The organism is Bacillus sp. AFS041924, assembly GCF_002577195.1.
Taxonomy (GTDB): domain Bacteria; phylum Bacillota; class Bacilli; order Bacillales; family Bacillaceae_G; genus Gottfriedia.
Map to the genome: position 1 here is coordinate 1 of NZ_NULG01000053.1, position 21103 is coordinate 21103.

Here is a 21103-nt window from a genome sequence, read left to right on the forward strand (position 1 = left end):
TAATTCTCGTCGTTATATCGTAATTTCAGATTATACATCATTAATTCTCGTCGTTATATCGTAATTTCAGATTATACATCACTAATTTTCGTTTCCCCCACTACTTGTTCGTATTGACAAATAAAACATAAAAAACCCACAAGAAATATTTAATCTCTTTGTGGGTCGATGATTTATTATTCAACGTAACGAATAATTTCCGCTACTTCTTTACGAGCAAGTTTTTTTGCTGGTTCTGATGGATAGCCAAGTGAAATGACCATGTTGATTTCACGATCTTCTTGAATATCTAAATAAGTTCTTAATTTATCTTGAGCTAATAGGACCGGACCAGTCATTGGACAAGTTCCTAAGCCTAATGCATGTGCAGCTAACATTAAGTTTTGTGAAGCTAGGCAGCTACTCTTAATTCCTTCTTCTTTCCAAACTTCATTTTCTACAAAGCCGATTGGATCAAAGATTTTCGTTCTGAATTTTGATTCATATGGTGTTGCTAAACAAATAATTAAAACTGGTGCTTCTCTGAATGCTGTTGCATAAGGACCAAAAGAACGAACTAGTAACTTTCCTTCTTTTTCTAAACCTTTTTCTTTCGCTTTTTCAGCAACTTCATGTAAAGAATCCCATGTCATCTCTTCAATTTTTTTAATTTTGTCAGTGTTTTTAATAATGATAAATTCCCAAGTTTGTGAGTTTGTATCACTTGGAGCATATCGTGCGCAGTCAATGATTTCTTCGATTACTTCATTTGAAACTGCTTGATCAGTAAATTTTCGAATACTTCTTCTTCCGTGAATAATTTCTTTAAATGAATTGTAATCCATGCTTCCACCCTTTATTGTATATGCTGATCTTCATTCATCCCCTGATGATTTACTAATTCATAGTAAAAGCCTTGTTTATCGATTAATTCAGCATGTGAACCTCTCTCTATACACATTCCATTTTTCAAAACAAGTATTTGATTAGCATTTTTAATTGTATTTAGACGATGCGCAACAACAAAGCTTGTTCGGCCTTGCATTAGTCGTTGTAAAGCTTCTTGAATTTTAATTTCAGTAATCGTATCAATACTACTTGTAGCTTCATCTAAAATTAAAATTGCTGGATTTGCTAGAATCGCTCGAGCAATTGAGAGAAGTTGCTTTTGACCTTGACTAATTTGCTGATCATCTTGTTGTAAAATTGTATCATATCCTTTGGTAGATTTCATAATAAAACTATGTGCATTTGCAAGCTTTGCAGCCTCTTCTACCTCTTCATCTGTTGCATCTAAACGGCCGTATCGAATATTTTCGCGTATGGTTCCTTTAAATAAAAATGAATCTTGTAATACAAATGCCATTTGCTGTCTTAAATTTTTTCTAGAATATTGACCAATACTTACACCATCTATGAGTATATCACCACTATTGATTTGATAAAAGCGTGAAAGTAAATTTACTACTGTAGTTTTACCAGCTCCAGTCGGTCCAATTAAGGCTACTGTCTCACCGGGTGAAACTTTAAATGAAACATTCGTTAATGTATTTGAATCTTTCGCGTATGAAAAATGAACATTTTTATATTCAACTTCTCCTAGAATTACTTTTTGATCGTTTACGATGTGAGATTCATCGATTGCTTCAATATCTTCATCAATAATTGAAAATACTCGTTCTGCTCCAGCTATCGCGGAAAGTAATGTATTAAATTGATTAGATAAATCATTTAGTGGACGTGTAAATTGTCTTGAATACTCGGTAAATACAACAATCGTACCAATCGATATATGACCTTTATAAGCAAAATATCCGCCAACCCCAGCAATAATAGCAAAACTGACATTATTAAGTACATTCATAAATTTTGGAATAAATCCAGCAAAAATAAATGCCCAAAATCCTGAGTTTTTCAGTTTTTCATTTTTACTTAAAAAGTCTCGAATCATTTTATCTTCTTGTGAAAAAGTTTTGATAATTCTTTGTCCAGACACAGTTTCTTCAATAAATCCATTTAATTCCCCTAAATTACGTTGTTGGATTTTATATAGTTGTCCTGTACGGCGTGTGATCCATCTTATACCTACAATTAAAACCGGTACAATCGAAAGCGTTAATAAAGTTAAAATTGGACTATACCAAAGCATAACTGAAACAGTACCAACTAAAGTTAACACACTTGAAAATATTTGGATTACTGATGTATTTAACGTAGTACTTACATTTTCTAAATCATTCGTTACACGACTCATTAATTCACCATGTTGTCTTTTTTCAAAAAATGACATTGGTAATTTATGAAACATATTAAATAATTCTGTTCTCATTTTAGTTACTGTATTTTGAGCGATATCAATCATCCAAAAGTTTTGGAAAAATAATGATGCGGAATAGCCTAAGTAGATAAACACTAGTGCTAAAATTAGCCATGCTAAGCCGCTTAAATTATTTTTTAAAATATAATGGTCAATTGAATATCCAACTAATACTGGTCCTAATAAGCCAAGTCCTGAGCTGACTAAAACTAAAAAAAGTACAACAGCAAGTTTTCCTTTCAGTAGTGCTAAATAGTTCCAAATTCTTTTTACTGTTGAGGAAACATTATTTGCTCGTTCTTTCTTTTTCTTGTCATTTTTTAATGTTAAATGTTTATATTGGAAAGGTTTAGTTAGCTCCTTTAACATTTTGAATTTCCTCCTTTCCATATTGTGAATAGTAGATTGCTTTATATAATTTTGAACTTCTTAATAAAGATTCATGAGTTCCTTCTTCTACAAGTTCACCTTCATCAATAATTAAAATTTTATCTGCTTTTTTAGCAGTGCTGACCTTTTGTGTAATGATTAAAGTTGTACATTCATAATTTTTTAAATCTTCTAGCAAACTAGCTTCTGTTTTTAAATCTAATGCACTTGTACTATCGTCAAGTAATAAAATACTAGGTTTTCTTATAATTGCCCTAGCGATTGCAAGTCGTTGTTTTTGCCCACCTGACAGATTGACACCTTTTTGACCGATTAAACTTTCATATCCATTTGGGAAAGACAGTATGGTTTCATGTATTTGCGCATGCTGTGCAGCTAAATAAACTTCCTCATCCGTGGCTGTTTCTCTACCCATTAATAAATTTTCTTTGATCGTCCCAGTAAATAATAGTGCTTCTTGTGGTACATATCCAATTTGTCCTCTTAGTTGTTTACTGTTTATTTTCCTGATATCTTGATCATCTATTAAAATAGTTCCAGAATTAACATCATACAAACGAGGTATTAATTGAAATAATGACGTTTTTCCTGATCCAGTTGAACCTAATATTGCAATTGTTTGTTCTGGATATGCAACAAATGAGATATTTTTTAAAACGTCTTTTTCATCATTTGGATAACGAAAAGAAACTTGATGGAATTGGATTTTACCTTCTAATTGATACTTAATCTTGTTTCCTTCGTTCTTTTCTATAAAATCTTCTTCGATTGTTAAAATTTCATCAATTCGTTCTGAAGAAGCTCTCATTCTTGAAAATGCACTAATGATAAATGAGAAAACCGAAAAAGATGTAGTAATACGAGAAATATAATTTACGATCGCAACAATATCTCCAATATTCGTTTCGTGTGAATGTACTTTACTATTTCCAAACCACAATACGATGAGAATTGATGCATTCATAAACAAAAGCATAACTGGCATCGTAATTTCCATCGTTCTTAATGCAACAGATGTTTTTTGTTTTAAATTTTGATTTATATGTTGAAAACGTTTATTTTCATAGTCGTTTCGTACAAAAGCTTTTATTAATTTCATTCCTACTAAATTTTCTCTAAGAACACTATTTACAACATCTACGTTATCTTGAACATTTTTAAATAGTCTTCTACCCTTTTTAACCATCCAGTTTAAAAACATAAATAGGAAAGGTAAAATTAAGAAAAGTATAAATGATAATTTCCAATTCAAAATTAATGCCATAACAACACTACCAGTTACAAGTAATGGCGCTCTTAAAATAATCCTTAAACTCATAAATACTGCACTTTGTAATTGTGATACATCATTTGTAAGTCGAGTGATGATTGAAGAAGTTGGCAAATAACTAAAAGTTGTAAATGAAAATGATTGTACTTTCTCAAAAAGTGTTTTTCGTAGAGTGAATGAAAAGCTTTGAGCAATATGAGTTGCATAAAAAGTATTTAATACACCACCAATGAACGCTACGATTGACAATACAATCATTACGAATCCCCATTTAGTTACATATTCCATGTCTTTTTGCACGATTCCATTGTTGATGATATTAGATAATATATATGGTTGAAATAATTCAACTACTAACTCTAAAAGTAAAAAAAAGATTGCTGCGAAAATTGTAATTTTATATGATTTTAATAACTTAAAACTATTCAAATTAGTCACTCCCCTGACTAAAGAGGTAATGATTAAAAACCCCTCCATATTTTCTTATCTTTTTATAATAAATCTACAAATATCTTAATAAAATCACATAAAATAGGAAAAGAACTCGTAATTAAACGAGTCCTCCTCTTTAAAAGCTATCATTTAAGTGATCGATAAAAATTCTTCAACGTCTTTAAGAGATAGTTTAACAGCTTTCTCCCAGAAATCACGTTTTGTTAAATCTACACCTAAATGCTTTTGAGCTAATTCTTCTACTGTCATTGAAGCTGTATCTTTTAAAAGGGCAATATATTTCTGTTCGTAGCTTTTTCCTTCTTCCAACGCTTTTGCATAAATTCCTAAAGAGAATAAATATCCAAATGTGTATGGGAAGTTATAGAATGGCACGCTAGTAATATAGAAATGCAATTTAGATGCCCAGAAATGTGGATGATATTCTTCTAATGCTCCACAATATGCTTCTTTTTGAGCATCTTCCATTAGTTCGTTTATTCGATTTTTACTTACAACTCCATTTTTACGCTCGTCATAAAAACGCGTTTCAAATAAGAAGCGAGCATGGATATTCATATAAAATGCAACACTTCGTTGGATTTTGTCTTCTAAAAGAGCAAGACGTTCCTGTTGAGAAGTCGCATTTTTAACGGCTGCATCAGCTACAATCATTTCTGCGAATGTTGAAGCCGTTTCAGCAACATTCATTGCGTAGTGTTTATTAAGTGTGTGAACATCCTTCATCGCAAACGAATGGAAAGCATGCCCTAATTCGTGTGCTAGTGTTGACACATTCGATGGAGTTCCTGAATACGTCATAAAAATACGAGATTGCCCACTCTCAGGGAATCCTGTGCAGAACCCACCTGGTCGTTTACCAGCTCGATCCTCCGCTTCAATCCAAGAATCTTCAAATGCCATCTTAGTAAAATCTGTTAATTTGTCTCCAAATTGATTGAATTGATTTAAAATAAATTCAGCGCCTTCAGCATATGAAATAGAAGAATCGATATCCGCAACAGGTGCATCTAAATCATACCAACTTAATTTCTCAACGCCTAGTAATTTAGCTTTTCTTTCTAGATATTCAACAAACGGAGCTTTATTGTCGATAATTGCGCCCCACATAGAATCAAGCGTTTCCTGACTCATACGATTGATTGATAACGGTTCCTTTAATACATTATTCCATCCACGTTGTCCATATACGCTTAAACGGAAACCTGCAAGATGGTTTAATATTTTAGCGAAGTAATCCGACTCATTCCCCCATGTTTCTTCCCAATTTTCAAAAATCTCTTTACGAACATTACGTTCCTTAGAAGAAAACAGATTTGAGGCTTGCCCTACAGATAGAACTTTATCATCGTGTTCAATCTGCATTTTTCCAACAACAGTGTCGTACATTTGGCCCCAACCGTGATATCCATCTACTGAAAGTGCAGTTATTAATGCCTCTTGTTCAACAGATAATAATTCACTTGCGTTTTGACGACGCTCATTTAGAACGAAAGAAATTTCCTTAAACTCATCACTTTCTAAAATATTCTCCCAAACAGAATCTTCTATTTTTGTTAGTTGGCTATGGAATTTAGTTAAAGTAGTGGAATAATTTGCGAAAGCTTGAGTTAGTGTACCTCTTAATAAATTAGCTTTTTGATCTGCCATATTTTGGGCTTGTAAACAGCTAACAAATCCACTAGCTTGTGATAATTTCTTTCCAATTAATTGAATATTACTAATAATCTCATTTAAACTCTCAGTTTCATCACTATTTTTTGGTGCAGCGAACAATGAAACTTGTTTCTCTAATTTCTCTACTAAACTAGTAATTTCTTTTATGTATAATGCAAATTCAGGAGACTCGCTTCCTCCTTTAAAGAAAACATCTAAATCCCATGTAAGTGAATATGTATTCGTCGCCATACGACCCCACCTTTTGGTTTTATAAGTACATTTGTTATTATACATTATTCAAAATATTTAGTCTAATCATACTACTTATGACCAATTCAATATCCTACACAAGATTGTTGAATTATTGTTAAATCAATCATTTTGGGCATTTTTCAAAGTAAACGATTGGTTAATTATTAATTTTTTGTGTACAAACTAAAAAATGGTAAATATAGAAATATTTAGGACTGAAATGAAAGAAATATAAGACAAAAAATAGAGTTAAATATTACAAAATCTATCTAATTGTTACATTTCTTTAAATTAAAACGTAATAATCTCCTCTATTTTAATGGATCATAACCACTTATTTTTTGGATTATATTCTACTTTATTGAAAAAATCTTATCATTTTTCTCGATCCGCGTATCTCTTCCTTTCTGTTCATTTAGCTCTTCAGGCCTTTAAAATCAGGCATTCTTCGTTAAAGTTCATCATTGTAATTCCTCTAATCGATACTTTGTCGAAATAAACTGTAACAATTATGCAGAATTGATAGAATATTATAAAAAAAGGTAATATATTTGTAACATAAAATAAAGTTACTGAAATCTTGCTGTCACATTTCCATGGTAAAGTTAGTACATAGAAATCGACAGGAGCGAGAAATATGAAAAAACTGATGACATGTTTGGTTACTACTGTTTTTCTAACAATGGGATTTACGACAAATACATATGCAGCAACATACAAAGTTAAATCTGGAGATACATTATCTGCGATCGCAAAAAAGCAAAAGGTAACAGTATCCCAAATTAAATATTGGAACCATTTAAAATCTGATCTTATTAAAGTAAATCAAGTATTACAAATTAAACCTTCAACTAAGAAAACAACAACTAAAAAAACTACAGCTAAAGCGGCTACTCCTTACAAAGTAATCAAAATGAAAGCTACAGCTTACACTGGAAGCTGTAAAGGATGTAGCGGTAAAACAGCTACTGGAATAGACTTAAAAAAGAATCCTAAGGTAAAAGTTATCTCTGTGGATCCAAAAGTAATTCCTTTAGGTTCTAAAGTATATGTACAAGGCTATGGTTATGCTATTGCTGGTGATACTGGTGGTTCTCTTAAAGGAAATAAAATTGATGTATTTATCCCAAGTAAGAAAAATGCCCTTAAATGGGGAGTTAAAACAGTTACTGTAAAAGTTTATAAAAAGTAAAAAAACGAGCCGTTAATTCTGGCTCGTTTTTTATTTTTTAGTCCATTTTGAATTCAATTCAAATAATCGACGATCTAATTCTTTTAAGAATTCATTTCTTTTCTCTTCATTTGATAATATTTCATCCATATTGGCTTTTATAATTAACTTTTGAATACTTTTTCTTTGTGATATTTCCAGCAAGTAAATTTCATAAGGCCTAAACCACTGTTCTTTTTTCAACACATCCATTCTCTCTTGAATTAATTTATTGTCTTTTTCGTAATACGAATAGCCCAAAAATTTTTTTGGCAAATAATCAAAGAAGAATTGAGCTATTATTTCGATAACCAACCAGGAGAGTATACGAAAAATAAATCCAAACACCCCAAAAACAATTTCATATCTCCTCTTCTTCCTACTTACCAATTATTTTATCAGTTCTTGAAATTAATTAAGTAGTTCTTAAAGAGCATATTTTCCATTTAACTAATAAATAATAATATTAAATATTTTGTTTTGGAGATGAAAACAAATGGAAGATAAACGATTTACAATAACAGGAACTGATATTACTGAAGTAAAAAGAAAAAATGCAGATTCTGGTTTAACCTATAATCAAGTCAAACAATTACTTGCAGAAAAATATATGAAAGAAAGAAGAAAATAAAAAATTTTTACGATTTTAGTTTTATCATCATTTCACTTGATATTCTCTTCTTTGTGTCATTATTATTGATCTTTTTTAATTGCAATTTCGCTGTTTTGCAGTTTTACTATTATTATTTGCACTATCGTACTAAACTTTTCACTCACACCATTTTTTATTCAACATAAATAAACCACTCAACAACACTAGTTGAGTGGCTTATTTTAATTAGTGTGTACCGAATGTTTAACTGATGCACCTTCATTTACGATTTTTATTTCACTTACATCACAATTTGGAAATAAGTTTGTAAAATAATGAATTGCTTCTGTACAACCTTCAATTGTAACGAAAGCTAATACTGTTGGGCCGGCACCGCTAAGGACAAACCCATGTACATATTCAGGTAATTTGGTTTGTTTTAATGTATCCAACTCTTTTACAATTTTACTACGATATGGTTCATGAAATAGATCTCTCTTCATCATATCGCCTGCTAGTTGCCAATTTTCCTGTAATAGAGCTGAGACTAATACATTACTATAACTACTTGATTGTATAGCATCTTTATAAGGAATTGTTGAAGGTAATATATTTCGTGCATGTACAGTTTCTAATTCGTATTTTGGAATAATGGCTACTACTGACACATTTTTTAATTTCGAATGTTGATTATATGCTTTTCCATCGATAAAAGTCCCTATCACTAAACCACCGTAAAGCGAAGCGCCGACATTATCCATATGACCTTCGATTGAGGATGCAATTCGCAACTGTTCTTCCATTGATAATTGAAGATGACAAAGTTCATTTGCTAAAATAATGCCACCAACGATTGCAGAGGCACTACTTCCTAATCCTCTTGTTAATGGGATATTACTTTCAAGCTTCAAATGACATGTTGGCAAAGTTTTATTATTTGCATTTGCTACTTCAATAGCTGTTTTGAGTATTAAGTTTGTTTGATCTAGCGGAATATCTTTTAAATAATCACTAAATCCTTCGCAGCTGTATTGATCGTGATTATATACTTCAATTGTTAAATAGCGATCAAAAGCAATACCAATCGAATCAAAACCAGGTCCTACATTTGCAGTACTTGCAGGAACTGTTATTTGGAAAAGTTTTTTCATATAGAAACCACACCTTGTAAATGTTCTAAAACAACCTTTTCTTCGTTTGGAAGCAATATTGGTTCAATTTTACTTGATTGAATTGCGATATCTGGATCCTTTAATCCATTACCAGTTAAAATGGCTACTACTTTTGTGCCTTTTTTAATGACACCGGACTGCACTTGTTTATATACTCCAGCAATACTTGCACATGAACCAGGTTCTGCAAATACGCCTTCTTTTGATGCAATCCATTTATATGCTTGTAAGATTTCCTCATCTGTTACACTATCGATTGCACCATTTGATTCCTCAATTGCATTTACTGCATATTCCCAACTTGCTGGATTACCAATTCTTATAGCAGTTGCAATTGTTTCAGGATTTTCAATCTTTCTATTCTTTACAATTGGCGCAGCACCTTCTGCTTGAAAGCCGTGCATTTTTGGTAATCGATATCCTTTTGAAAGACTATATTCGTTAAAACCTTTCCAGTAAGCTGTAATATTACCAGCATTACCAACCGGAATCGCTAATAAATCAGGAGCTTCTTCCAATTGCTCACAAATTTCAAAAGCAGCAGTTTTCTGTCCCTCAATTCGATATGGATTGACGGAATTAACAAGCGTAATTGGTTCAGACTCACTAATTTTTCGTACCATTTGTAATGCGTGATCAAAATTACCATCAATACTAATGATATGAGCCCCATACATTACAGCCTGAGCGAGTTTTCCATATGCAATTTTTCCATTTGGAATGATAACAATACATTTCATACCTGCTCTTGCAGCATAGGCCGCCGCTGCTGCAGATGTATTCCCTGTAGATGCACAAATGATTGCTGAACTTCCTTCTTCTTTTGCCTTAGCAACTGCCATTACCATACCGCGATCTTTGAACGATCCTGTTGGGTTTAGTCCCTCTAATTTAACGAATAATTCGATTCCCCACTCCTTCGATAATCTTGGTAAAAACAATAAAGGTGTATTCCCTTCATTTAATGTTAATTGTGGTGTTTCTTCATTAACCGGTAAGTAAGCTGAATATTTATTAATTAATCCTTTATACATCGAGATCTTCACCTGCAATTCGATAATAGCTGCGTACTTCATCGACTACATCAGATGTTTCTAAATTTTCAATAACTTTTTTGTATGCTGAAGATGATGCATGATGAGTTACTAAAATGATTTCTGCTAACCCTTTATGCTTTAAAGGAACTTGAATGATCTTCTCAAAACTTATATCAGATTCTGTAAAAATTGAAGTAATTTTAGCAAATGAACCTAATTGATCTTTTACTGTAAAACGGAAGAACGATTTAAAATAAATTTCATTATCTTCTTTTAATTCTTTTGGATATTGAGGTAATACAGCACTTGTTCCATTTACACCTAATCGCATATTTTTCATTACTGCTACTAAGTCAGATACGATCGCAGTTGCAGTTGGTAAACTACCCGCACCAGGACCATAAAACATTGTTTCTCCTACCGCTTCACCATATACATAAACTGCATTAAATTCATTACTTACTGATGCTAACGGGTGGTTATGTGCAATTAAAGTTGGTCCTACACTAACTTCAATTCGATTTCCATTTCTCTTCGCATAACCGATTAATTTCATTGTATATCCAAAGTATTTAGCAAAATCAATGTCCTCTGAAGATACTGAACTTATCCCACGAACTTGAACATCTTCTAGTTCAACATCCATTGAAAAACCTAATTTAGCTAAAATTGTCATTTTTCTTGCGGCATCAAGTCCTTCAACGTCAGATGTAGGGTCTGCTTCTGCAAAACCAAGCTCCTGTGCCTCTTTTAACACTTCATCATATGCTTTTCCTTCATTGCTCATTTTAGTAAGGATAAAATTTGTCGTTCCGTTTACGATCCCCATTAGCTTAGTTACACGATCCGCTGCTAAACCATCTACTAAACTACGAATAATTGGTATGCCTCCAGCAACGCTAGCTTCATAGAATAAATCGCATTTATTTTCATTTGCTACTCGAAGTAATTCTGTACCATATAAAGCCATTAAATCTTTATTTGCTGTAACTACATGCTTTTTATTTCGAAGTGCTTGAAGGATGTATCGTCTTGCATCATCAATCCCACCCATTACTTCTACAACAACATCAACATCAGCATCATCTAAAATTTCATATGCATCTGTTGTTAATAAATCTTTTTGAATCGAAATTGAGCGTTCCTTTTCTAGGTCCTTAACTAGAACCTTTTTAACTTTTACAGAACAACCGATTTGATGGGCTAATCTGTCCTGATGATCTTCAACAATTTTTACAACACCACTTCCAACAGTTCCTAGCCCTAATAGGCCGATAGAAATACAGTCCTTCATATGATCTCCTCCGTTAAAGTTTGATATTATTTCCATTATGGGAATATTTTATGAAAATAGCAAACACTTTTTTAAATTTTCCAATTATTTTTATTTAATACTTTACTAATTTATGAACTTAAAATAATAAATTCATAAATTGTAAGGGGTTTCTTGATAAACATAATAGTTTAACCAATTCGAAAATAGTAGATTACCATGACTTCTCCAACGTACAATAGGCGGTTTTTCTGGATTATCATTTTTAAAATAGTTTTTTGGAATATCAATTTCTACTCCTCTTTGTACATCTCTTTCATATTCTGATTTTAATGTATTAATACAATATTCATGATGTCCTGTTGCAAAAATTTGTTTTCCATCCTCACTACTAACAAGATGGACACCTGCATCCTCAGATAGACTTAAAATCTTTAAATCTCCTACTTTATCAATGTCTTCTTTTCTTACTTCAGTGTGCCTTGAATGCGGAACATAATATTCGTCATCAAAGCCACGTACTAATTTCACAAAACGATCCTCTACTGTATGAGGGAAAACACCAAACATTTTTTTATTTAATGCATATTTTGGAACTCCAAAATGGTGGAAAAGACCTGCTTGTGCCCCCCAACATATATGTAGTGTAGAAGTCACATTTTCTTTCGTGAAATCCATAATTTCTTTCAACTCTGACCAATATTCAACTTCTTCAAAATCCAATTGTTCTACTGGTGCCCCGGTTATAATAAATCCATCATATTTATTGTCTTGAATTTGTGAAATCGTTTTATAAAAGCTTGAAACATGCTCCTCTGATACGTTTTTAGGCTTGTATGATTCAGTACCTATTAAATCGATATCAACTTGTAATGGAGAATTTGCAATTAAACGTAATATTTGCGTTTCGGTTTCAATCTTAGTTGGCATTAGGTTTAAAATTCCTATTTGAAGTGGTCTTATATCTTGAGTCTCTGCTCGTTCCTTCGTCATATAAAAAACATTTTCATTTGTTAATATTTCCGTTGCGGGTAGGTCCTTGTTGATAATTACGGGCATTTTTTCCACTCCTCTTTTTTATAAAAAGGTAGTAGAATGATCCGTAAATTTATTTCTACTACCTATTCGCCATATAATCAGAATTCTAATTTTATTGAATAAAATGTATAATTATTCCTTTTTATTAAACTGAGAAATATCTTCCATCTTTATGCGAGAATACCATTGCAGTTACAGATGCTTCTGGTAGCATCATAAATCCTTCTGTCAGATTAATCCCTATTTCATTTGGATCTATTAACTTAAATAACTTTTCTTGATCCTCAAGATTCGGACAGGCTGGATAACCGAATGAAACCCTGATTCCTTGGTATTTCGCTTTAAAACGTTCAGACATTGTAAAATCTGGTTGATCTGGGAATCCCCACTTCTCCCTCATTAACATATGTGTTTTTTCAGCTAAACCTTCTGCTAATTCTAAAGCTAAAGAGAATAAAACGTGGCTCTTTAAATACTCCCCTTCTTCTTTCAATCTTTCAGCAATATTTCTAACTCTAGGACCTGAAGTTACTGAAAAGAAACCGACATAATCCATTTCTTCGCCAACCGGATTTAAAAAGTCACTTATACATAAATTCGGTACTTTCCTTTGTCTAGGAAATTGAAAACGTTCAATTGGTTTTTGAGTTTCAGGGTCATATATAATGACATCGTTGCCATCGCTTTGAGCTGGGAAAAATTGATAAATAACTTGGCAATCAAAATATTCATTTCCATCTTTTAAGAATTGTTGAACAAGCTCATATAACTCTTGACCTCGTTCTTGGTTTTCCCATTTACCCTTTACACCTAAATGATGTCCGATTAACATTTGATAATTAATAAAAGGTGCCACTTGAGCTACTGGAATATTTTTTATGACCGTTTTGCTCAATGATGAAGGAACTAGGCAATCTGACTTTTGAATTGCTGATCTCGTTGTACTAACTTCAGGAACAGGTAATTCAATCACATTGTCAATTTTTTTAATTGCCTTTTTCTTTTCTTCTAATGCTTTTAATTCATCAGGATTAACAATTTTATTTGCTAAGTCTAAACCAGTCATCGCGTCATTTGAGTAAGCAACTAATCCATCGTATATAGGTTGAATACGGTTTTCTGTAAATCTTCTAGTTAATGCAGCACCACCAACTAATATTGGTGTGTTAATTCCTGCATTCTTTAAGTCACCAGCTGTAATAACCATTTGTTGTGCCGATTTTACTAATAATCCTGATAATCCAATAATGTCTGGTTTATTTTCACGAATCTTTGTTATTAAATCATCAGGTCGAATATTAATACCTAAATTTACAACATCAAATCCGTTATTCGTTAAAATAATATCAACTAAGTTCTTACCGATATCATGAACATCGCCTTTTACGGTTGCTAAAATTACTTTACCTTTTCTAGAGCTTTCAGTTTTCTCCATAAATTCTTCTAAGAAAGTTACAGATGCCTTCATTACTTCTGCACTTTGTAATACTTCTGCTACAATTAGTTCATTATTGTTGAAAAGTCTTCCAACTTCATCCATTCCAGTCATTAGTGGACCATTAATAATATTTAAAGGTGTGTCCCCTCGATCGATACAAGTTTGTAAATCTTCAATTAAGCCTTGTTTAGAGCCTTCAATTACACAAGCTGCTAATCTTTCTTCGATTGGAAGCTGTTCTTTTGGTTTATCTTCTTTTTTTACTGAATTTCTAAAATGCTCAACAAACTTATCTAATGTTTCTTTTGACGTATGGAATAATAGATTTTCAGCAAGTTCACGTTCTTCCGCTGGAATCGAAGCAAATCGTTCTAGTTTCTCAGTGTTTACGATTGCGTAATCAAGACCAGCCTTTGTAGAGTGATATAAGAAAACTGCATTTAACACTTCACGCCCAGCATTCGGTAGTCCAAACGAAATATTACTTAACCCTAAAATCGTTAAACACTCTGGGAATTCTTCTTTAATTAATTTAATACCATCAATTGTTGCCTTTGCAGAACCGATATATTGTGTATCTCCTGTTCCAACAGGGAAAACAAGTGGGTCAAAGATGATGTCGGTCGCACGAATTTTATATTTTTCGGTTAATAAATGATAACTTCTTTTCGCAATTTCTAATTTTCGTTTTGCTGATACAGCCATTCCATCTTCATCAATCGTCCCAACTACAACGGCAGCACCATATTTATGAATGAAAGGTAAAATTTTCTCAAATCGTTCTTCACCATCTTCAAGATTAATCGAATTGATAATTGCTTTTCCTTGTATATATGTTAGTGCTAATTCAATTACTTTTTCATCAGTCGAATCAATCATAATTGGAACCTTTACTTTATTGACTAATTGCTTGATGAAATTTTCCATATCTTCAACTTCATCGCGATCGGGATCGGCCATACATACGTCGATTACATGTGCACCTTTTTTAACTTGCGCTCTCGCAATTTCAGAAGCTTCTTCAAATTTTCCATCAGCTATTAATTTTTTAAATTTACGTGATCCAATTACGTTTGTTCTTTCACCGACAAAAAGTGGACGCATACTATCGTCATATTGTAGTGCTTCTAATCCACTAACTGCATGATCTTCTCTTTTTTTAGGCTTTCGAGGACTAATTCCAGTAATCGCTTCTTTCATAGCCTTTATATGTTCTGGAGTAGTACCACAACAACCACCAATAATATTGATCCAGCCTTGCTCAGCAAAATCACGAACTTTTTTTGCTAATGATTCAGGAGATTCATGGTAATGTCCATCTTCATCTGGTAAGCCAGCATTTGGGTAACAAGAAACGAATGTCTCAGATAGATTCGACAATGAGCGAACATGATCCCTCATAAACTCAGGCCCAGTTGCACAGTTTAATCCAACTGAAATAGGTGAAATATGCTCAATTGCTAAATAAAAAGCATCTATCGTTTGACCTGCTAAAGTCGTCCCCATCGGTTCGATCGTACCGGAAATCATAACTGGTAACTTTTTATTTAATTCGTTAAACGCATTACTGATACCAATACAAGCAGCTTTCACATTTCTCATATCTTGACAGGTTTCAACTAGTAAAACATCAACACCACCATTAATTAGTCCAGTTGCTTGACGATTATATGCAGTAATTAATTCTTCAAATGTTACCCCACCAGTCACACTAATCGCTTTCGTTGTTGGCCCCATCGCACCTGCAACAAAAACATCTTTTCCAGATGCAACAACTGCTTGCTTTGCAATTCTTGCGGCTATTTCATTCAATTCAATATCTAAATGCTGTAAATTATAATCGGATAAAACAATATTTGTTGCCCCGAATGTATTCGTTTCGATAATATCCGATCCAGCGTTTATATACTCCTCATGAATTTCTTGAATAACATCAGGTCTAGTCACAACTAAATATTCATTACAGCCCTCATATTCTTCTCCACCAAAGTCATCCTCTGTTAAGTTTCTTTGCTGGATCATCGTTCCCATTGCTCCATCAAGAAGTAATATTTTTTCTTTTAGTGCGATTTCTAAATTTTTCATAGCTGTATCTCCTCTTTATTGCTGCTTTTAGTAAACTGAATTAAGTCTTCTGTTATTTCATACCTCAAAAATGGAGTGATAAAATAAATACCGTTAAATTTATCCTTAACATATTGAATAAGTTCTTTCGCAATTTTTTTCCCTTCATCAACTGCTTTTTCAGGTTCAACTGATGAAATTCTGTTCCTTACCTCTTCAGATAAAGTAATACCAGGAACTTCATAATGAATAAAATCAGCATTTTTCTTACTTACTAGTGGCATAATCCCAATAAAGATTGGTTGATTAATATGACGTGTTGCCTCGTATAACTTATCGATTGTTTCAAAATCATATATTGGCTGAGTTAAAAAATAATCTGCTCCTGCCTCGACCTTTTTTTCAAGCCTTTTTATTGCTGCATCAAATTTTCTAACATTTGGGTTAAATGCAGCAGCTACTGAAAATCTCGTTCCATTTCCTAAGCTTTTACCTGAATAAAGCCTACCCTCATTCATTTCTTTGATCATTCGAATCAGTTCAAGCGATGCTATGTCATATACAGAAGTTGCACCAGGAAAATCTCCAACCCTTGCTGGGTCACCCGTAATAGCAAGAACTTCATTTAAACCTAAAGTTGATAACCCCATCAAATGAGATTGAAGTCCAATCATATTACGATCTCTACAAGTTAAATGAGTCAAGACTGGTACATCTAGTCTTTGTAGAAGTGAAGCCATTGCCACATTCGAAATTCTAGGAGATGCTAATGGATTATCTGCTAGCGTAATTGCATCTGCCCCCGCAATATGTAATGCCTTCGCTCCTTCAAAAAACTTTCTTGTTTGTAATGTTTTTGGTGGATCAAGTTCGGCGATGATCGTCGTTCTCTTTTTCGCTTTTTCTGCTAGTGTCTCATTCTTTTCTTCAGGTTGTTTAGGGATCGTAATTTTAATCGTTCTGTTCTTCACTTCTTTTTTTGTAACAGGTTGTAAAGTATCGATCTTATTTCGTAAAGCAGCGATGTGCGCTGGTGTCGTACCACAACATCCTCCGATTAATCTTACGCCTTGTTCAATAAATGGTTTCGCCATATCTTCAAAATATTCTGGATTCGATTTGTATACATATTTACCTTCAGTGTATAGTGGTAATCCTGAATTCGGAAATGCTGATAAGTAACCATTAGTTGGTAATGAAACAGTATTTAATGACTCAAGCATATGAAGAGGCCCTAAGTGACAATTTATTCCAACTACATCTGCACCCAAATCGATTAAGTTAGGAAGTATTTTTTCTATATATTGGCCACTTTGCATTACCCCAATTTCTTGTAGCGTTACTTGAGCAATAATTGGCAAATCTGTTCTTCCTCTTAATAGATTTACAGCATCATATAATTCATTTTCATCATAGAACGTTTCAAGCATGATTCCATCAACGCCTTCTTCTAGTAAAGCTGAAGCCTGCTCAAGCAACATCATCTCGCGCTCTAATTGTGTTGTAAAAGTTGAACCCACATACTTCATTCCACCTATACCACCAATAACTAAAGCTCTTCCCTTTGAAGCTGCTCTAGCATTTCTTACGGCCATTTGATTGATTTGTTTTACCAGCTTTTCTAAACCATATTGTCTTAGCTTTCCAGCATTTGCCCCGTACGAATTCGTTTGAATTACTTCTGCACCAGCATCTATATATTGTTCATGGATATGAATAATTCGATCTCGCTCAGTAATATTGAGTTCTTCAAAACAACTGTGGAGCCCGCCTGAATACAAAAGAGTACCCATTGCGCCATCACCTAAAACAATTCCTTCATTTAACTTTTTCAACAAGCCCATACAATCACTTCCCATTTAGATAAAATAAAAAACGCCATTCTCTCAAAAAATGAAAGAATGACGTTAAAAGTATAGATTCACGCCTTATCTCTCATGTTTTAAACATGCTGGATTTAGCACTTTTTAGCGTTAGCTAAAGTTGCCGGGTTTCAAAGGGCCAGTCCCTCCACCACTCTCGATAAGGATTATTTAGTTATATTCAATAAAAGTAGTTTACTATATTTATTTAATAAAGAAAAGACATTTATGGAAAAATTTCCAAAAATAAATTTATTTTGTTTACATAATACGATTATTTAACTATTTTTAAAGTGAGCCAATGCTAATAAAGGATAAATTTCATTGTAGCTATGATAATGTATATAAAATTGACCAGGTAATCCTAAACCAGTCGGATAAGATAATGCTTTATTCGTCAAATCACTTTGAGTAGTTAAAAATTTAATGCCCTTTCTAATTACTTCATCTTCTTTATTACGAATTGAAAGTAACGCATCGACTGCCCAAGCAGTTTGACTTGGCGTACTATATTTTAAGGAAACATAAGAACCTTTTACAAGTGAATGTCCTGATTCTCCCCAACCACCATCTTCATTTTGTATACTAACTAACCATTTTTCTGCTTTTTTAATTGCGGCATGATTTTTTGGCACTCCGACTGCTCTTAAGCCAGTAATCGCTGCCCAAGTTCCATAAATATAACAAATTCCCCATCTACCATACCAGCTGCCATTTGATTTTTGGTTTTTCAAAAGCCAATCGACTGTCTTTTTCACAATCGGATCATCATTTGAAATTGATGTATAATGGCCAATAAACTCCAGTACACGACCTGTTAAATCAGCAGTAGAAGGATCTATGATTGCATCTTTTGCATTTTCAATCGGCACGTAAGTTAACCATTTATTATTTACATTTTTTTCAAATGCTCCCCATCCACCATCGATATTTTGTAGTCCAAGTAAAAAATGAACGCCTTTTAACCATTCTTTTTGAATATTCGGTTGATCCATCGCATACCTTGCTATCGCTCTTAAAGCTGCGCCAGTATCATCATTATCTGGTATAAATGAATTCACATCTGAAAATCCCCAACCACCAGGTGTTAAATTTTTAGCATGAACCGACCAATCACCAATCATATTTTGCTGTTTTTTCATTAAATATTGAATAGATTTTGAAACGATTGGATCATTAATTTTGTAACCAGCTTCTTGAATTGCATATGACAATAACGCAGTATCCCAAACTTTTGATGGAGAATTTTGAATATGAATTCCCGCTTCAGTATCCGCTGCATATGAAAGAAGTCCCTCTAGCGCATTTTGAATGACAGATGAAGTAGTTTCATAGCCTAAAGCCATTAAAGCATAAATCATATAAAACGTAGAAGTAGCATAGCTATAAAAAGTTCCATTTGTTTCAATACGATCTAGAATAAATCTTTTTGCCTTTTCATATCCTTTCTGGTGAAAATAGAGAGGATATGAAGCTAGCTTCTTACCTTCCTCAAGTAAAAATTGATAAAAACTCCCTCGTTCTTCGTAAAACCAATCTACCTCACTAGTTTCCAGAAGATGATCGATAGTTAGATCGTCATCCAATTTCACTTTAAATCGTTTATTAATACATAGAATCATAGGAACTAAATGAACTCTAGCATAATTACTTAAATCAAATAAACTTAAGGGCATTTTATCTGGCAGTAAAAAATAACTCATTGGAAAGTAAAATAATTTAGGATACTCAATCAAACCATGAGTAGCTAGAATCACCTTTAACATAAAATGTGTTTTTTTAATACCACCGTTTTCACGAATAAATTTTTCAGCTTTTTTCATACTTGATTGTTCTTTTGTATACTTTTTTGAGATTAATAAAGCTATGTAAGCTTGAACTGTTGCATTTAAGTTTCCTTCTTTTTCATCTTCGTATAATTTCCAAGCTCCATTCGGATGTTGAAGATTGATGATACGATCAATAATCCCATCCATTACCTTTTGATTTTTGTATTCAAGATCATTCATTAATAAAATCATAAAACTATCCGTCATTAATGAACCTTCAAAACAATATTCCCAAGAACCATCTTCATCTTGTTTTGTTCTTAGACGTTTGATCCGCTCTTCAATATTTCGTACAACACTATTTTCGAGGTCCATTACACCACCTCAGTTCAATTTTTTTAAGGTTGATGGTATTTTTCCATTCTTGTAGAAAGATCCGTGTCAATCTCTTTAATCTCTTCAAATTCCACTTTTTCACTAAAATAAACCAGCGTAATAATAAAAGCTAAAATACTAAATGGTAGGACGATAATTTTAAATCCGTACCAAGTAAAAGAATGTAAAATATGAAAATAGCTACCTAATAACAAGCAATAAGTAAGAAATAGCAAGTCAATAACAAACACACCAATTAATGATTTTAATATTTTTACTAAAAAAGGGTTCAACTACATCACACTCCATTATTAATCTATGATTAAAATGTGAAAAAATGATTTTTTCCATGAGATTAGTCATAAAACACGATCTATTCCTTGCATCGAACATTTTTCTACTAAATAATTTTAAAACATGGAGATTTCTAGTAAATGTCTAATCAGAATCTATTAGAAGTGAATATAGTGAATTATTAATAGGAAAGGAGTTTTTTAACTATGGCAGCACAATTTGAAGATTTCAAAGCATTAAAAGAAGAAATTCAAGAGTTACTTGCCGCAGCTAACGCGAATGAATCTATCAATTTTAATTTTTTCAACATTGAAATTAAAGAGAATCGCCTCCAAGTCGAACAAAGAGCTGAAGGTGGCGGACAAATCAATCGAAATGTTGGAATGAACGCAAACCAAGGCGGACAAAATGCTCGAAATAATAGTCAAACAGCTAACACTAGTTCTCAATTTGCGGATGGTAATGGTAGAAGTGGCATTGCAGGACAAAATAATGATGAATTAGGAGGACAGCAAGGAATAAAAATTAGAGATAGTAGACTTAATAGAAGCAGAATTAGAACTAATTCCGAGCATAACGAAGGAGGAGGAATGGAAGCAGCGAACGCTGAACAATTCTCATTACCAAGAATAAGAAATCTTGGCAGTTAATCTAAATTT

16 protein-coding genes and 1 riboswitch are annotated in these 21103 nt (G+C 32.8%); of the genes, 3 read left to right on the plus strand and 13 right to left on the minus strand.

Annotated elements, in window-relative coordinates:
• Positions 1-176 precede the first annotated feature (176 nt).
• From COC46_RS14460 to COC46_RS14475, 4 genes are all read right to left on the minus strand, one after another.
• Positions 177-824, minus strand: a complete 648-nt coding sequence (locus tag COC46_RS14460) for a nitroreductase family protein (protein ID WP_098810412.1) — start codon at positions 822-824, stop codon at positions 177-179.
• 11 nt (positions 825-835) lie between these two features.
• Positions 836-2665 (minus strand): ABC transporter ATP-binding protein, encoded by a 1830-nt coding sequence (locus COC46_RS14465; RefSeq protein WP_098810413.1) that lies wholly within the window; start codon positions 2663-2665, stop codon positions 836-838.
• The gene (locus tag COC46_RS14470; RefSeq protein ID WP_098810414.1) at positions 2646-4433 is read right to left on the minus strand and encodes an ABC transporter ATP-binding protein; all 1788 of its coding nucleotides are present in this window, start codon (positions 4431-4433) and stop codon (positions 2646-2648) included. The genes COC46_RS14465 and COC46_RS14470 overlap by 20 nt, the downstream gene beginning before the upstream one ends.
• Positions 4434-4538: 105 nt before the next feature.
• Positions 4539-6317, minus strand: coding sequence for a M3 family oligoendopeptidase (locus tag COC46_RS14475; protein WP_098810415.1), 1779 nt, complete (start codon positions 6315-6317; stop codon positions 4539-4541).
• Between the two features lie 640 nt (positions 6318-6957).
• Between COC46_RS14475 and COC46_RS14480 the strand changes: the two genes are divergently transcribed.
• A complete protein-coding gene (locus COC46_RS14480) occupies positions 6958-7512 on the plus strand; it encodes a 3D domain-containing protein (protein ID WP_098810416.1) in 555 nt (184 codons plus the stop codon).
• A 30-nt stretch (positions 7513-7542) separates the two neighbouring features.
• On the opposite strand, the gene COC46_RS14485 is transcribed toward COC46_RS14480, so the two are convergent.
• Entirely contained in the window at positions 7543-7920 is a 378-nt protein-coding gene (locus COC46_RS14485) for a hypothetical protein (RefSeq protein ID WP_141550910.1), read from the minus strand.
• A gap of 106 nt (positions 7921-8026) precedes the next feature.
• On the opposite strand from COC46_RS14485, the gene COC46_RS22765 reads away from it, so the two are divergent.
• Entirely contained in the window at positions 8027-8161 is a 135-nt protein-coding gene (locus COC46_RS22765; protein WP_098810418.1) for a hypothetical protein, read from the plus strand.
• Between the two features lie 203 nt (positions 8162-8364).
• On the opposite strand, the gene thrB is transcribed toward COC46_RS22765, so the two are convergent.
• The 8 genes from thrB to COC46_RS14530 all read right to left on the minus strand — a co-directional run bounded on the left by thrB (position 8365) and on the right by COC46_RS14530 (position 20443).
• Positions 8365-9273, minus strand: a complete 909-nt coding sequence (thrB, locus tag COC46_RS14495; RefSeq protein ID WP_098810419.1) for a homoserine kinase — start codon at positions 9271-9273, stop codon at positions 8365-8367.
• A complete protein-coding gene (thrC, locus tag COC46_RS14500) occupies positions 9270-10328 on the minus strand; it encodes a threonine synthase (protein ID WP_098810420.1) in 1059 nt (352 codons plus the stop codon). Before thrC ends, thrB begins: the two co-directional genes overlap by 4 nt.
• Positions 10321-11625 (minus strand): homoserine dehydrogenase, encoded by a 1305-nt coding sequence (locus tag COC46_RS14505; RefSeq protein WP_098810421.1) that lies wholly within the window; start codon positions 11623-11625, stop codon positions 10321-10323. Before COC46_RS14505 ends, thrC begins: the two co-directional genes overlap by 8 nt.
• 132 nt (positions 11626-11757) lie before the next feature.
• Positions 11758-12663 carry a homoserine O-acetyltransferase MetA gene (gene metA, locus COC46_RS14510; protein WP_098810422.1) on the minus strand — a complete coding sequence of 302 codons (906 nt, stop codon included), beginning with the start codon at positions 12661-12663 and terminating at the stop codon, positions 11758-11760.
• 124 nt (positions 12664-12787) lie between these two features.
• Complete coding sequence (gene metH / locus COC46_RS14515) at positions 12788-16165, minus strand: methionine synthase (RefSeq protein WP_098810423.1); 3378 nt, start codon at positions 16163-16165, stop codon at positions 12788-12790.
• The gene (locus tag COC46_RS14520; protein ID WP_098810424.1) at positions 16162-17988 is read right to left on the minus strand and encodes a bifunctional homocysteine S-methyltransferase/methylenetetrahydrofolate reductase; all 1827 of its coding nucleotides are present in this window, start codon (positions 17986-17988) and stop codon (positions 16162-16164) included. The genes metH and COC46_RS14520 overlap by 4 nt, the downstream gene beginning before the upstream one ends.
• Before the next feature lie 81 nt (positions 17989-18069).
• Positions 18070-18173, minus strand: a riboswitch (SAM riboswitch).
• 111 nt (positions 18174-18284) lie between these two features.
• Positions 18285-20150, minus strand: a complete 1866-nt coding sequence (locus tag COC46_RS14525) for a terpene cyclase/mutase family protein (RefSeq protein WP_098810425.1) — start codon at positions 20148-20150, stop codon at positions 18285-18287.
• 23 nt (positions 20151-20173) lie between these two features.
• A complete protein-coding gene (locus COC46_RS14530; RefSeq protein WP_098810426.1) occupies positions 20174-20443 on the minus strand; it encodes a hypothetical protein in 270 nt (89 codons plus the stop codon).
• 207 nt (positions 20444-20650) lie between these two features.
• Here COC46_RS14530 and COC46_RS22770 point away from each other — a divergent pair, with 207 nt between their 5' ends.
• Positions 20651-21094 carry a hypothetical protein gene (locus COC46_RS22770; protein WP_255294914.1) on the plus strand — a complete coding sequence of 148 codons (444 nt, stop codon included), beginning with the start codon at positions 20651-20653 and terminating at the stop codon, positions 21092-21094.
• Positions 21095-21103 lie beyond the last annotated feature (9 nt).

Excerpts from the sequence above, each read along its gene's own strand:
- COC46_RS22770 (WP_255294914.1), top strand. The coding sequence starts at position 20,651 with ATGGCAGCACAATTTGAAGATTTCAAAGCATTAAAAGAAGAAATTCAA.
- COC46_RS14475 (WP_098810415.1), bottom strand. The coding sequence starts at position 6,317 with ATGGCGACGAATACATATTCACTTACATGGGATTTAGATGTTTTCTTT.
- COC46_RS14505 (WP_098810421.1), bottom strand. The coding sequence starts at position 11,625 with ATGAAGGACTGTATTTCTATCGGCCTATTAGGGCTAGGAACTGTTGGA.
- COC46_RS14480 (WP_098810416.1), top strand. The coding sequence starts at position 6,958 with ATGAAAAAACTGATGACATGTTTGGTTACTACTGTTTTTCTAACAATG.
- thrB (WP_098810419.1), bottom strand. The coding sequence starts at position 9,273 with ATGAAAAAACTTTTCCAAATAACAGTTCCTGCAAGTACTGCAAATGTA.
- COC46_RS14465 (WP_098810413.1), bottom strand. The coding sequence starts at position 2,665 with ATGTTAAAGGAGCTAACTAAACCTTTCCAATATAAACATTTAACATTA.
- COC46_RS14520 (WP_098810424.1), bottom strand. The coding sequence starts at position 17,988 with ATGGGCTTGTTGAAAAAGTTAAATGAAGGAATTGTTTTAGGTGATGGC.
- COC46_RS14525 (WP_098810425.1), bottom strand. The coding sequence starts at position 20,150 with ATGGACCTCGAAAATAGTGTTGTACGAAATATTGAAGAGCGGATCAAA.
- COC46_RS14460 (WP_098810412.1), bottom strand. The coding sequence starts at position 824 with ATGGATTACAATTCATTTAAAGAAATTATTCACGGAAGAAGAAGTATT.
- metA (WP_098810422.1), bottom strand. The coding sequence starts at position 12,663 with ATGCCCGTAATTATCAACAAGGACCTACCCGCAACGGAAATATTAACA.
- metH (WP_098810423.1), bottom strand. The coding sequence starts at position 16,165 with ATGAAAAATTTAGAAATCGCACTAAAAGAAAAAATATTACTTCTTGAT.
- COC46_RS14470 (WP_098810414.1), bottom strand. The coding sequence starts at position 4,433 with ATGGAGGGGTTTTTAATCATTACCTCTTTAGTCAGGGGAGTGACTAAT.
- COC46_RS22765 (WP_098810418.1), top strand. The coding sequence starts at position 8,027 with ATGGAAGATAAACGATTTACAATAACAGGAACTGATATTACTGAAGTA.
- thrC (WP_098810420.1), bottom strand. The coding sequence starts at position 10,328 with ATGTATAAAGGATTAATTAATAAATATTCAGCTTACTTACCGGTTAAT.